Genomic DNA, 13,373 nt, shown 5'->3' on the forward strand with positions numbered 1-13,373 from the left:
CCGCGCTCGCTGTGTGCGGCGGCGCCACCGCCGGCGTAGCCGCTGGTGCCGTCGCTGCTGGACGTGTAGACCGACCCGCCGGACCGGCCGCTGCCGGTTCGGCTCCGACCCGCACCGGCCGATCGGCCCGATCCGGCGCCCGCGCCGCGGCCACCGGTGCTCCGGCTTCCCGCCGAGGCGCCCCGGCCGCTGTCTGCCGTGGCGCTCCTAGCGCGCCCACCCTGGCCGGTCCCGCGGCCGCGGGACCCGGCACCAGCACCGGTGCCCCGGCCCCGTCCACCACCGTTGGCGGCGGGTGCCGCCGCGACCGGCGGCGTCACGTACTCCCCGGGCGGTCCGGTCAGCGCGAGGATCTCGGCCGCGCCGGGCCGCACCGACACGGTCGTCGGCGCGATACCGGCCTTGCGGGCCAGTACCCGGACGTCGGACTGCTGGTCGGGCGTCGCGATCGTCACGACCACGCCGTCCGCTCCGGCCCGCGCGGTCCGTCCGGACCGGTGCAGATAGGCCTTGTGCTCGGCCGGCGGGTCGACGTGGACGACCAGCGTGATGTCGTCGACGTGCACGCCGCGCGCTGCGATGTCGGTGGCGACCAGCACTTTCACCGCGCCGGACGTGAACGCGGCGAGGTTCCGCTCGCGCGCGTTCTGCGCGAGGTTGCCGTGCAGGTCCACGGCTGGGACACCGGCGGCGGTCAGCGACCGGGCCAGGCGCCGCGCGCCGCTCTTGGTGCGGGTGAACAGCAGGCTGCGGTCGCGTCCGGACGCGAGCTGCCGGACGACCTCGGCCTTGTTGTCGGCGCCCACCAGGAACACGTGGTGCACCATCGTCGCGACCGGGGCCACCTCCGGGTCGACCGAGTGGGTCACCGGCTTGGTCAGGTAACGGCGGACCAGGACGTCCACACCGTTGTCGAGCGTCGCCGAGAACAGCAGCCGCTGACCGTCGGCCGGGGTGCGGTCGAGCAGACGCTTCACGGACGGCAGGAAGCCGAGGTCGGCCATGTGGTCGGCCTCGTCCAGCACGGTGATCTCGACGCCGCCGAGGTCGCAGTGCCCCATGCGGATCAGCTCTTCGAGCCGGCCGGGGCACGCCACCAGGACGTCGATGCCGCCGGCCAGCGTGCTGATCTGCTTTCCGAGGCCGACGCCGCCGAACACCGTCGTCGTGGTCAGCCCGGTGGCGTCGGCCAGCGGACGAAGCGCAGCGTGCACCTGGGTCGCGAGCTCGCGGGTCGGCACCAGGATCAGTCCGCGCGGACGCCCGGCCCGGCGGCGCGCCCCGGCAGCCGCGAGGCGGCTGACGATCGGAAGCACGAACGCGAGGGTCTTGCCACTGCCGGTGCGTCCGCGGCCGAGCACGTCCTTGCCGGCCAGCGTGTCGGGCAGCGTGGCGGTCTGGATCGGGAACGGCGCCAGGACGCCACCGGCGGCGAGCACGTCGACAGCGGCGGCGGGAACCCCCAGGTCGAGGAACGAGACGCCGGCGACCGGCGCGTCGTTCTCGGGCGCGCGCTGCTGCGGAGCGGTGGGTACGGCGGGGGACTGCGGGGTGGTGATCGATACGGCGGTGGCCTGCGTGGCGTCTGCGGGGCGCTGCCGGGGGCGGCGGCGTCGCGACGGCGTGGTGCGGGCAGGGGCGTGCGACTGCTCGGGTGAGAGCAAAGAAGTCCTTCCAGACGACGGCGTGGCCGTGCTGTGCCGCGGTTCGGCACGGGCATCGACCGCGCGGCACCGACGTGGCGCCGCTCGCGCGGTGACGAAACCTCGCGTCGAGGGCTCGCTACTCTGCGCGCCTCTACACCCGAACCAGCTACGAGGCCGGCCGATTCCGTCGTTCCGCCGCCTACTCTACCGGCAGCGCACGCGAGAATCTCCGGTGCGCTGTCGGTACTCCCGTCTCGCACCGCCGCACCAGCACCGTCGCCGGTTTACCGCCGACGCCGGTGCCGATGCGGGAGTGCGGGTCAGACCGTGAGTGGCGGCGGGGTGTGCGACGTGATCGCGAGCCGGTTCCAGAGGTTGATCGTTCCGATGGCCAGGATCAGATTCGCCAGCTCCTCCTCGGACCAGACCGCGGCGGCTTCCTCCCAGACGTCGTCCGGGACGCCGTGCTCGCCCAGCCGGGTCATCGCGTCGGTCAGCGCCAGCGCGGCCCGCTCCCGGCGGGTGAAGAACGGCGCCTCCCGCCACGCGGCGACCGCGAACAGCCGCCGGCTGTCCTCGCCGGCCCGGCTGGCGTCCCGAGAGTGCATGTCCACGCAGAACGAACAGCCGTTGATCATCGATGCCCGCAGCTTGACCAGCTCGAACACCACCGGGTCGACGACGCTCGCCACGTACTTCTCCAGCCCCAGCACGGCCCGGTAGCCCTGCGGTGCCAGCTCGTGCACGGCGATCCGCGGCTCGATGCCCACCCGGTCCGTGGTCTCTGTAGTCATGTCGCCTCCGTTCGGCTGGACGCCCGCGTGCCGGACGTCCGCAGCGAGGACTCACCGGCGGCGTCGAACGTGACGGCGTGTGACGCAGGTAACTGGTTCGGACAATCTCCGGCGTCGCGCTACGCTGAGTGGACAGGCATCGACCCGGCTATCACCGGTGAGCCTCCGGAAGAACGGCTCCCAGGAGCTCAGTAGAACCGGACGGGAACGGCCCGTCACAGCCGCAACGAGCGGGTTCCCGGTCTCCGGGGATCAAGCGAGGTGGTACCGCGGGCTGCTGCAGCTCGTCCTCGCACACGATGTTCGACCGATCCGTGTGCGAAGGGAAAGAGCCGACCATGGCGTATCCGCAGAACGACCCGAAGAAGCCGGTACCGGCTGCCGCGTCGTTCCCCGAGATCGAGCAGCGAGTGCTCGACCACTGGAGCAGCGACGCCACCTTCAAGGCCAGCATCGACACCCGCCCGGCCGGGGAGAACGGCAGCAACGAGTACGTCTTCTACGACGGCCCGCCGTTCGCCAACGGTCTGCCGCACTACGGTCACCTGCTCACCGGGTACGTGAAGGACCTGGTGCCGCGCTACCAGACGATGCGCGGCAAGCACGTCGAGCGTCGGTTCGGCTGGGACACCCATGGCCTGCCGGCCGAGGTCGAGGCCGAGCGTCAGCTGGGCATCTCCACCAAGGCCGAGGTACTCGACCTGGGCATCGCGAAGTTCAACGAGGCCTGTAAGGCCTCGGTGCTGCGCTACACCCAGGACTGGGAGCGGTACGTCACCCGCCAGGCGCGCTGGGTCGACTTCGAGAACGACTACAAGACGCTCGACCTCGACTACACCGAGAGCGTCCTCTGGGCCTTCAAGACCCTCTACGACAAGGGCCTTGTCTACGAGGGCTTCAAGGTGCTGCCGTACTGCTGGCGGTGCGAGACCCCGCTGAGCAACACCGAGACCCGGATGGACGACGTCTACCGGGCTCGGCAGGACCCGGCGGTCACCGTGGCGTTCACGTTGGAGAACGGCGAAAAGCTCTGGGTCTGGACGACGACGCCCTGGACGCTGCCGAGCAACCTGGCGGTCGCGGTCGGACCGGACATCGAGTACGCGAAGTTCTCGAACGGCACCGAGACGGTGCTCGTGGGTGCCGCTCGGGTCGGCGCCTACGAGAAGGAGCTCGAGGGGTACTCGCCGGCGGGCTCGGTGACCGGTGCCGAGTTGGTGGGGCTGCGCTACACGCCGCTCTTCGACTTCCTGACCGGCCGCGACGACGTGGAGAACGCCTGGCGTGTGCTCTCCGGTGACTTCGTCACGACCGAGGACGGCACCGGCGCCGTGCACATGGCGCCGGCCTTCGGTGAGGACGACCAGAACCTCTGCAACGCCAACGGCATCCCGACGATCGTCACGGTCGACGAGCACACCCGCTTCACCGCGCTGGTGCCTGCTTACCAGGGCATGCAGGTGTTCGAGTCGAACAAGCCCGTGGCCCGCGACCTCCGTGATCGGGGTGTGGTCGTCCGCCAGGACTCCTACGAGCACCCGTACCCGCACTGCTGGCGCTGCGACACGCCGCTGGTCTACAAGGCGGTGTCGAGCTGGTTCGTCCAGGTCACGAAGTTCCGTGACCGGATGGTCGAGCTGAACCAGCAGATCACCTGGGTGCCCGGCCACGTCAAGGACGGCTCGTTCGGCAAGTGGATCGCGAACGCCCGCGACTGGTCGATCAGCCGGAACCGGTTCTGGGGTGCGCCGATCCCGGTCTGGAAGTCCGACGACCCGAACTACCCGCGGGTCGACGTCTACGGCTCGCTGGACGAGATCGAGCGCGACTTCGGGGTCCGCCCGGACGACCTGCACCGGCCGTACGTCGACGACCTCACGCGTCCGAACCCGGACGACCCGACGGGCAAGTCGACGATGCGTCGCGTGCCGGAGGTGCTCGACTGCTGGTTCGAGTCGGGTTCGATGCCGTTCGCCCAGGTGCACTACCCGTTCGAGAACACCGAGTGGTTCGAGAACCACTACCCGGGTGACTTCATCGTCGAGTACATCGGGCAGACCCGGGGCTGGTTCTACACGCTCCACGTGCTGGCCACCGCGCTCTTCGACCGCCCGGCGTTCACCACCTGCGTCTCGCACGGCATCGTGCTGGGCAACGACGGCACCAAGATGAGCAAGTCGCGCCGGAACTACCCGGACGTCTACGAGATGTTCGACGCCTACGGTGCCGACGCGATGCGCTGGTTCCTGATGTCGTCGCCGATCGTGCGCGGGGGCGACCTGGTCGTCACCGAGAGCGGGATCCGGGACAGCGTCCGGCAGGTGCTCAACCCGCTGTGGAACGCGTACTACTTCTTCACTCTGTACGCGAACGCCTCCGGGTACGAGGCCCGGTACCGGACGGACTCGACGCACGTCCTCGACCGGTACGTGCTGGCAAAGCTGCGTGACCTGGTCACCGAGACGACCGGGGCGATGGATGTCTACGACATCTCCGGAGCCTGCGCGGACGTCCGGAGCTTCCTGGACACGCTGACGAACTGGTACATCCGCCGGTCGCGCGACCGGTTCTGGGCCGGGGACGCGGACGCGTTCGACACGCTCTACACGGTGCTCGAAACCGTGACCCGGGTGTCGGCGCCGTTGCTGCCGATGCTGTCCGAGGAGGTCTGGCAAGGGCTGACCGGCGGCCGGTCGGTGCACCTGGAGGATTGGCCGGGCGTCGACGACCTACCGGCGGACGCCGAGCTGGTGGCCGCGATGGACCGGGTGCGGGACGTGGCCTCGGCGGCGCTGTCGCTGCGGAAGGCGAAGAAGCTCCGGGTCCGGCTGCCGCTGGCGTCGCTGACCGTGGCGGTTCCGGACGCCGCGGTACTGGAGCCGTTCCGCGAGCTGCTCACCGACGAGGTGAACGTCAAGGAGGTACAGCTCCAGCCGGACGTCGACGTGGCGTGCTCGACCGTGCTGACCGTGGTCCCGAGGGTGCTCGGCCCGCGGCTGGGCAAGGACGTCCAGCGGGTGATCAAGGCGGTGAAGGCCGGGGACTGGTCGTCCTCGGGGGACACCGTGGTCGCGGGCGGCGTCGAGCTGGCCGAGGGCGAGTACGACCTCAAGCTGGTGCCGGCCGAGCCGGACCGGTCGGCGGCGCTGCCCGGCAACGTCGGTGTCGTCGTGCTCGATACGGACCTGACGCCTTCGCTGGTTTCCGAGGGCGTCGCCAGGGACGTCGTTCGCGCGGTGCAGCAGGCCCGGAAGGACGCCGGCCTGGACGTCTCCGACCGGATCACGCTCCGGCTGGAAGCCCCGGACGACGTGGCCGAAGCGGTGAAGGAGCACCAGGGCTTCGTCGCGGCGGAGGTGCTGGCCGAGGAGCTCGTGTACGGGCCGCTCGGTGACGTCGACGCGGTCCACCAGGCCGAGGTCGGCGACGGCTCTCCGGTGCGCGTGGGCGTCGCCAAGCTCTGATCGCAGTACATCGATGCCCCGCCGGGAGGCGGGGCATCGGTGTTTCGAGGGAGCGACCGTTACGGTCGTTATGTACCATTAGTGCTGTGCTGGGCGAGTGGAAACTAGGGCCGAGTCGGAGTACCGGGGGTGCGATCCTGCTGGTCTCCGTCGTGCTCGCCGCCGCGTTGGTGTTCACCGGGTGGCAGATCGGCCAGACCCGCAACGAGGGCGGACCGCTGCTCGTCGAGCGTGGCCCGGTGCGCCAGGGCCCGACGGTCTGGCCGACCGCGTCGGCGGCCGAGGAGCGCGCCGAGCAGGGAGCGATCGCACCCGGTCCACCACCGGAGTCGGTGCAGCCCACGGAGTCCGCGAGCCCGTCCGAGTCGCCGCGCCCGGTGCCGGTGCCCACCGGACGCTGGACCGGTCCGGCCAGCGTGACGGTGGCCGGTCAGGAGGCCGGCTGCCGAGCGGTCACGAAGACGTTCCGCATGCCGGCGACGCTGCGCATCGAGGCGCCGATCCCCGGGGACGACAACGCGGTCCGGATCACGCTGGAGACCGAGAACCCGGCGGCGGAGGGTTCGTTCCGGCTGGCGTCCAGCGTGGCGACGAGCGATCCGCGCCGTGCCGACCGTCGCCCGGTGCGCTACTGGACGCTCTCCGGTGACGGGTCGAGCGGGTTCGTCGGCCGGCTGCGACGCCCGGCGACCGGGCCGGTCCAGCAGGCGGCGGAGTTGGACAACCTCCTGTTCGCGACCCGTGCGCTGGACGACCAGTGTGGGGCGCTGCTCTCCGCGCCACTGAGCTACCCGATGGGGTCAGGGTCGTCGTTGCGGCTGTCCGGCGCCGGAGCCCGGCGTAGCGTCCTGGTGACGGGCCGCACCAGCGACACCAGCCGTTCCTTCCAAATCGCCTGGGCGTCGTCCTGATCCGAGGCCCGGGCCGCTTTTTCGGGAAGGGCACCTCACGGGGCGGGCGTGCGAGCGCTCTTTCGGGAAGGCCACCTCATGAAGTGGGTGCGGGGCGTCGTTTTTCGGGAGAATCGCCTCGTGCGGCCCTCATGCGTGCCGGGGTGAGCGGATGAGGAGGCCTGCTTCGACGTCCTCGGCTCCGGCGGCGTAGGTGTGCGGAGTGTCGGCCGCCCAGCGCAGGTAGCCGCCGGCGCCCGTCCGCAGTGGTGCACCGACCGGGCCCGCGGTCACCTCTCCGCGGAACACGGTCAGGTGCTCGGTGACGCCGGCCGGGTGGGCGGGGGACACCTGGGCGGCGCCGGCCCGGATGCGGATCCGATACAGCTCGTACGTCGCGTCCGGATCCTCGAAGACCTCGAGCAGCGTCGCCTCGACGGCCGCGCCGTGCACGACGACCGGAGCGTCGACGTGTGGGTCACCCGCCGCCGGAGGGCTCAGAACTGCCGCGAGCGGCACGCCGAGCTGCCCGGTGACGGCGTACAGCGTCTCCAGCGTCGGGTTGCGAACGCCGGTCTCCAGGCCGGACAGCGTCGCCTTGCCGATGCCTGCGCGTTTCGCCAGCGCGGAGAGCGAGATGCCGCGCTCTTCGCGCAGCGCTCGGATGCGGCGTCCGACCTCGACCGGGTCTTCGCCCAGCGTCTGCCGGGTGCGCCCGCCGCTCGCGCGAGCAGGGGCCTCCGCTGGACCGAGAGCAGTCGACCCCGTGCCGTCTGGAGTGGTCGCTGAGAACGCGGTTGGAGAGGGCTCGCGCATGCGGCTATCGTTCCGCATCGAGCGTGCGTTCCGTAAACGGAACACGCAGTCGCCGGGAGGTTCGATGCGGGAAGTGCTGCAGCCGGTGCTGGCCGGGGTCGTCACGGCCCTGGTCGGGTTCGCCAGTTCGTTCGCCGTGGTGGTCGCCGGGCTCCGCGCGGTCGGCGCCGACGCGGCCCAGGCAGCGTCCGGCCTGCTCGCGGTCTGCGTGGCAGCGGGAGCGGCCGCGCTCTGGCTGGGCCTGCGGTACCGGATGCCGATCACGATCGCCTGGTCGACGCCGGGCGCCGCGCTGCTCGTCTCCACCGGCGCAGTGCCGGGCGGCTTCGCGGCCGCGGTCGGGGCGTTCCTGATCTCGGCCGCGCTGATCGTCGTGGCCGGGCTGTTCGCGCCGCTGGCGCGGTGGATCGCGGCGATACCCACGCCGGTCGCGAGCGCTATGCTCGCCGGCGTCCTGCTCGACCTGTGCCTGTCGCCGGTGCGTGCGGTCGTGGAGACGCCGCTGTTGGCGCTGCCGGTGATCGCGGTGTGGGCGCTGCTCACCCGCTTCGCACGTGCCTGGGCGGTGCCCGCGGCGCTGGTGGTGGCCGCGATCGGCGTCGGCGTGACGCGGTTCGACGAAGGGCTGGACGCGACGCTCCGGCCGATGGTCGACTTCACCGCGCCGACGTTCAGCGTGAGTGCGGTGGTGAGCATCGGGCTGCCGCTGTTCCTGGTGACGATGGCCGCGCAGAACGTGCCGGGCATGGCGGTGATGGCCAGCTACGGCTACCGGCCTCCGCTGCGGCCGGCTCTCGTCGCCACCGGCCTCGGAAGTGCGCTCGCGGCGCCGTTCGGTGGGCACTCGGTCAACCTCGCGGCGATCAGCGCGGCCTTGGCCGCCGGACCGGACGCCCACCCCGATCCCGCGCGACGGTGGATCGCCTCGGTCACGGCCGGTGGCGGGCTGGCCGTGCTGGGGCTCGGTGCCGGACTGGCCACCGCGCTCGTCGTGCTGGCTCCGCCGGTGCTGATCGAGGCGGTGGCGGGGTTGGCGCTGCTGGCGGCGCTCGGCTCCGCGCTCACTGCGGCGCTGACGTCGGCCGACGCGTTCCCCGGCGGACGGGAGGCCGCGGTCGTGACGTTCGTGGTCACCGGCTCCGGCGTGACGCTCGGCGGCATCGGAGCGGCGTTCTGGGGCCTGATCGCCGGCGCGGCCCTCCTGCTGCTCTTCCGCCGACCCGCGCCACCCGCCGAGGACGACGCTGACGGCAACGCGCAACGACTCGAGACCGCCCCGGAGATCGCCGACCCAGCCGGAGCGCCTGCCGCGACCACGCCCGCGGCTGCCGCCGAGCGCGCGGGAACGGGCGAGACGAGGCGCAGTGACGCTGATTGACGCCAAGTCGGCCTCCACCGCACTCGTGGAGGCCGACTCGGCGTCAATTCGTGCGAGTTCAGGCCCGGTCGTAGTGAGGGATGTACTTGGGCCCGATGAAGCAGCCGACGGCACACAGCACGTAGCCGAAGGACGCGAGGTACGCCCCGGGCTCGGCGTCGATCGGTGCGTCACCGAACAGCGTCGCCACCGTGACCAGGTGCAGCAGCGCGAAGCTGAACAGCCCCAGCCCGGCGAGGATCCGGTAAGCGAGACCGCGCAGTTTGAAGACGAGGAACACGCTCACGAACAGCACCACGAGGCAGATCAGTCCGCCGATGAGCAAGACCGCCACCTTGCCGCCGCTGGGGCTGCTGGACGTCGTCCCGCTGGAGCTCTCGACCGCAGAACCCGCGGCCAGCAGCGCGAGGACGCCGAGAAGCATCATGCCGGCCAGGCCCACCGAACAGAGCGTGTAGATGATGCCGTAGGTGATTCGGAAACCGGCGTTGTCGAGCGTCCCGGCGAACGCGACCATCGCGGCCCATACGAAGACGAACGGCCACGCCCACTTCGCGTACTGAACTCCCCAGGTGTCGTCGGTGGCCGAGCCGGCGTCCCAGAGGTTGTCCATCAGCTCCCAGAGCGTGAAGCTCTCCGCGCCGCTGTCCACCCACGGCAACGTGGGGCAGACCAGGCCCGCGATGAACAATCCGACCAGCGGGAAGATGATCGAGAACGACGCCTTCGACCGGCGGACGATCTTCAGGCCAGGTGGCGGCGGGGCCCCGACGAGGTGCGGCGGCACTGGCTGTCCCGGGTACGGTCCGGCCGCGGCGTAGGGCCCGGGGTACGGAGCCGCGCCGTAGCCGGCGGCGGGGTAGGGCGGCGGCCCGGGGTAGGGCGGCGCCGGCGCGTAAGCGGCCGGTGGGGGAGCTCCGTACGGCGGCGATGCGGGGTAACCGGGCGGCGCCGAGTGCGGTAAGCCACTCTGCGGGGCGGCGGCCTCGAAGCCCGGCACCGGATAGGGCGCCTGCCCGTACGGCGCCGCGGACGTCGGATCGACGTACCCCGGAGACGCGTACGGATCGCTGGACACCGGCGCCGGAGCGGCGGAAGGGCCGTAGGGCTGGCCAGGCTGCATTGCGAAACTCCCCGTAAGACGAGTGGCCAGCCTATCGAGCGAGTCACACCCGTTGACCCCAGTCCCGTGGGATCTGCGAATTCCCGCGCGACCAGGCGACTACCGGACGGGTTCCTCGCCCCCGTTCGCGAGGCGGGCGCGGAGGCCGTCGATCATCAGTCCGAGCCCGAACCGGAACACCGCGTCGTCGAGCGCGCCCGGCCCGTCGGCAGCCACTGGGCCGGGCCGGGCTTCGTCTGCTTCGGCGCCGCCGCCCACCGGGCTGCCGTCTTTGATCAGCTCGGCCACCGCGGCGGCGAGCGTCGGGTAGCGGTCCGCGTCCTGCATCAGCCGGAACGCCTCGTCCTCGGTCTCGGTGGGTTCCCGCGTCTCCGACAGCTGACGCTCCAGCACCCCGCCGATCAGGAAGTAGCCGCTGGCCAGCGTGAACAGCAGCGCGTCGCCGACGCTCAGCCCCAACCCCGTGAGCATGGACAGCTGGGCCTCTGCTCCGGGCAGTGAGTCCGGGGTGGGGCGGTTACCGGCCATGATCAGCGCGCTGTCCCGGTGCGCCAGCATCCCGCGCCGGGCGTCGAGCATGCGTTCCTCGAGCCACTCCGACCACGGCTGACCGGCCGCCGGGGTGGTTCCGACCGTCGTCCGCTGTTCCTCGCCGAGCTGCGTCGCCACCGCGTCCAGCAGCTCGCGCTTGTTCCGGAAGTGCCAGTACAGCGCCGGTGCCTGCACACCCAGCTCGGCGGCGAGTTTGCGCAGGGTCAGCGACTCCAGGCCGCCCTCGTCGATCAGCCGTAGCGCCGTGCGCACCAGCGTCTCCCGATCGAGCGCCATCGCCACCTCCCTGGATGTGCGTTGACAGCTTAACAACGTTCGAGCCATCCTTAACGTCGTTCAATTTAACGTTGTTAAGGAGCTGGAATGGAAGCGGTGATCCGAGCCGAGGGGCTCGTGAAGCGGTTCGGGACGGTGGCGGCGCTCGACGGCGTCGACCTATCGATTCCGGCCGGAACGGTCTACGCGTTGCTGGGTCCGAACGGCGCAGGCAAGTCGACCGCGATCCGTGTGCTCGCGACGCTGCTGCGCCCGGACGCCGGGCGCGCCACCGTGGCCGGGTTCGACGTCGTCGACAGCGCCGAGGAGGTGCGGCACCGGATCGGCCTGGCCGGTCAGTACGCGGCCGTCGACGAGCTGCTCACCGGGCGGGCGAACCTCCGGCTGGTCGGACGGCTCTCGAGGCTGTCCAGGGCGGACGCTCGCCGCCGCGCCGACGAGCTGATCGAGCGGTTCGACCTGGCGGCGGTCGCGGACAAGCTCGTGCGGACGTACTCCGGCGGCACTCGTCGCCGGCTCGACCTGGCCGCGAGCCTGCTCGTCGCGCCGGACGTCCTGTTCCTGGACGAGCCGACGACCGGGCTCGACCCGCGCAACCGGGCGGTGATGTGGGACCTGATCCGGGAGCTGGTCGCCGAGGGCACCACGGTGTTGCTGAGCACCCAGTACCTCGAGGAGGCCGATCGGCTGGCCGGACGGATCGCGGTCATCGACCAGGGCCGGGTGGTCGCGGAAGGCACTCCGGCGCAGCTCAAGGCGACGGTGGCCGGCGAGCGGCTCGACGTGGTCGTCGTCCACCACGGGGAGATTCCGGCCGCGGTCGACGCGCTGCGCGAGGTGACCGGCGCCGAACCGAGCGTCGACCAGGACACGTTGCGGATCTCCGCCCCGGCCAGCGCCGTCGACACGCTGCTCGGAGTGGTCCGCGAGCTGGACGGCGCCGGTGTCGCGCTCGCCGACATCGGCCTGCGCGAGTCCACGCTCGACGAAGTGTTTCTCCAGCTCACCGGTGCCGGTACCGAGAGGGCCGCAGTCGGGACGGCGGTGGCCCGATGAGGGTGATCGCCACGTCGTCGGGTCCGGTCGAGCGTTTCCGGCGGGCGGCGGCGGACACCACCGTCGTCGTCGAACGGCACCTGCTGCACGTCGTCCGGGTGCCGGAGGAGGCGATCGCCGGTCTGGTCGTGCCGGTCGCCTTCGTCGTGCTGTTCGCCTACGTGTTCGGCAGCGCGGTGGTGCTGCCCGGCGGCGGCAGCTACCGGGAGTTCCTGATGCCGGGGATCTTCACCCAGTCGATGACGCTCATGTGCACCGCGATGGCGGTCGCGGTGGCCACAGACCGGACGAGCGGGTTCCTCGACCGGCTGAAGTCACTGCCGATGGCCCGCTCGGCCGCGCTCGGCGGTCACGTGCTCTCGGTGATGCTGCACGCAGTGCTGTCGCTGCTGACGATGGGGGTGCTGGGCTACCTGGTGGGTTAGCGGATCCGGACCGACGCGGCGCACGCGGCGGCCGCGTACGGGCTCCTACTCCTGCTGGGTGCGGCGATGCTCTGGGTGGGCACCTACGTCGGGCTGTTGGCCCGGACCGTGTCGATGGCCGACACCGCGACGTTCGCCTGGGCGTTCCCGCTCACGTTCCTGGCCAACACGTTCGTGCCGTCGCAGGGCCTACCCGGCTGGCTGCGGCCGCTGGCCGAGTGGAACCCGGTCGCGTCCACGGTCGCGGCAGTCCGGACGCTGTTCGGCAACCCGGTGCCGCCGCACGCGCACTCGTTTCCGCTCGATCATCCGGTGATCGCGTCGCTGTGCTGGTCGCTGGTGTTGCTGGCGATCTTCGTCCCGCTCTCGGTCCGCCGCTACCAGACCGCGGCCCGCTGACCCGGCAGACCCGGCGTGCCACCGCACCGGGACCCTCGCAGAAGCGCACGTAGAGTATTCGCCGTGTCCGCCGACTACGAGTACTTCGTCGCATCTCCCGACCGGATCGCCGCGCTCGACCTCGGGAAGAGCCCGGTCAGCCAGCTCCCGGCCGAGGAGGTCGCCGAGCTGCCCGGCATCGACCCGACCGTCGTCCTGCTCGGCCTGGTCGAGGTGCTGAGTACCCGGGAGTACGACGAACTGCTCGCGAACGCGACCGCCGAACTCGTGCACGACGGTGGGGACGCCGGCCCCTGGGTCACCGCGATCGACGAGTTCGTCGTCGCGGCGATCCAGGGCGCAGACGGTGATCCGGAGTTGGAGTGGGAGGACGCGGTCGCCCAGTGGAGCGTCCTCGTCGGTGACGAGTTGGGTGACGCGATCGGTAACGGCGACGTCGACGAGGACGCACTGCTCGAAACCACCGATGAGCTGCGACGTCTGTGCGGACACGTCGACGGGGACCGGCGCCTCTACTGCTGGACCCAGCTCTGAAAACGCAGATTCACCCTTAA

10 protein-coding genes and 1 pseudogene are annotated in these 13,373 nt (G+C 71.3%); 6 read left to right on the forward strand and 5 right to left on the reverse strand.

The window, feature by feature from the left end; translation table 11 throughout:
• The coding region (locus ABEB28_RS30130; RefSeq protein WP_425559009.1) for a DEAD/DEAH box helicase at positions 1-1,664 on the reverse strand (1,664 nt) is incomplete at its 3' end.
• Between the two features lie 302 nt (positions 1,665-1,966).
• Positions 1,967-2,440, reverse strand: coding sequence for a carboxymuconolactone decarboxylase family protein (locus ABEB28_RS30135; RefSeq protein ID WP_345731622.1), 474 nt, complete (start codon positions 2,438-2,440; stop codon positions 1,967-1,969).
• A gap of 338 nt (positions 2,441-2,778) precedes the next feature.
• Between ABEB28_RS30135 and ileS the strand changes: the two genes are divergently transcribed.
• Together ileS and ABEB28_RS30145 are read left to right on the forward strand one after the other, a co-directional pair.
• Positions 2,779-5,904, forward strand: a complete 3,126-nt coding sequence (gene ileS, locus ABEB28_RS30140; RefSeq protein WP_345731623.1) for an isoleucine--tRNA ligase — start codon at positions 2,779-2,781, stop codon at positions 5,902-5,904.
• An 86-nt stretch (positions 5,905-5,990) separates the two neighbouring features.
• On the forward strand, positions 5,991-6,815 hold the full coding sequence (locus tag ABEB28_RS30145; protein ID WP_345731624.1) for a hypothetical protein: 825 nt from the start codon (positions 5,991-5,993) through the stop codon (positions 6,813-6,815).
• A 129-nt stretch (positions 6,816-6,944) separates the two neighbouring features.
• Here the strand turns inward: ABEB28_RS30145 and ABEB28_RS30150 are convergent, their stop codons facing one another.
• On the reverse strand, positions 6,945-7,610 hold the full coding sequence (locus ABEB28_RS30150; RefSeq protein WP_345731625.1) for a helix-turn-helix domain-containing protein: 666 nt from the start codon (positions 7,608-7,610) through the stop codon (positions 6,945-6,947).
• Positions 7,611-7,674: 64 nt separating this feature from the next.
• On the opposite strand from ABEB28_RS30150, the gene ABEB28_RS30155 reads away from it, so the two are divergent.
• Entirely contained in the window at positions 7,675-8,988 is a 1,314-nt protein-coding gene (locus ABEB28_RS30155; protein WP_345731626.1) for a benzoate/H(+) symporter BenE family transporter, read from the forward strand.
• Between the two features lie 58 nt (positions 8,989-9,046).
• Here the strand turns inward: ABEB28_RS30155 and ABEB28_RS30160 are convergent, their stop codons facing one another.
• Both ABEB28_RS30160 and ABEB28_RS30165 read right to left on the reverse strand, forming a co-directional pair.
• Positions 9,047-10,111 carry a hypothetical protein gene (locus ABEB28_RS30160; RefSeq protein ID WP_345731627.1) on the reverse strand — a complete coding sequence of 355 codons (1,065 nt, stop codon included), beginning with the start codon at positions 10,109-10,111 and terminating at the stop codon, positions 9,047-9,049.
• A 99-nt stretch (positions 10,112-10,210) separates the two neighbouring features.
• Positions 10,211-10,939: a TetR/AcrR family transcriptional regulator C-terminal domain-containing protein gene (locus ABEB28_RS30165; protein WP_345731628.1), complete on the reverse strand. Its 729-nt coding sequence runs from the start codon at positions 10,937-10,939 to the stop codon at positions 10,211-10,213.
• Positions 10,940-11,026: 87 nt separating this feature from the next.
• On the opposite strand from ABEB28_RS30165, the gene ABEB28_RS30170 reads away from it, so the two are divergent.
• From ABEB28_RS30170 to ABEB28_RS30180, 3 genes and pseudogenes are all read left to right on the forward strand, one after another.
• Positions 11,027-11,995: an ATP-binding cassette domain-containing protein gene (locus tag ABEB28_RS30170; protein ID WP_345731629.1), complete on the forward strand. Its 969-nt coding sequence runs from the start codon at positions 11,027-11,029 to the stop codon at positions 11,993-11,995.
• Positions 11,992-12,819: pseudogene (locus ABEB28_RS30175) on the forward strand (ABC transporter permease). The gene ABEB28_RS30170 and the pseudogene ABEB28_RS30175 overlap by 4 nt, the downstream one beginning before the upstream one ends.
• Positions 12,820-12,882: 63 nt before the next feature.
• Positions 12,883-13,353: a hypothetical protein gene (locus ABEB28_RS30180; protein WP_345731630.1), complete on the forward strand. Its 471-nt coding sequence runs from the start codon at positions 12,883-12,885 to the stop codon at positions 13,351-13,353.
• The last annotated feature ends 20 nt before the right edge of the window (positions 13,354-13,373 follow it).

It is taken from the genome of Cryptosporangium minutisporangium (assembly GCF_039536245.1).
Classification (GTDB): domain Bacteria; phylum Actinomycetota; class Actinomycetes; order Mycobacteriales; family Cryptosporangiaceae; genus Cryptosporangium; species Cryptosporangium minutisporangium.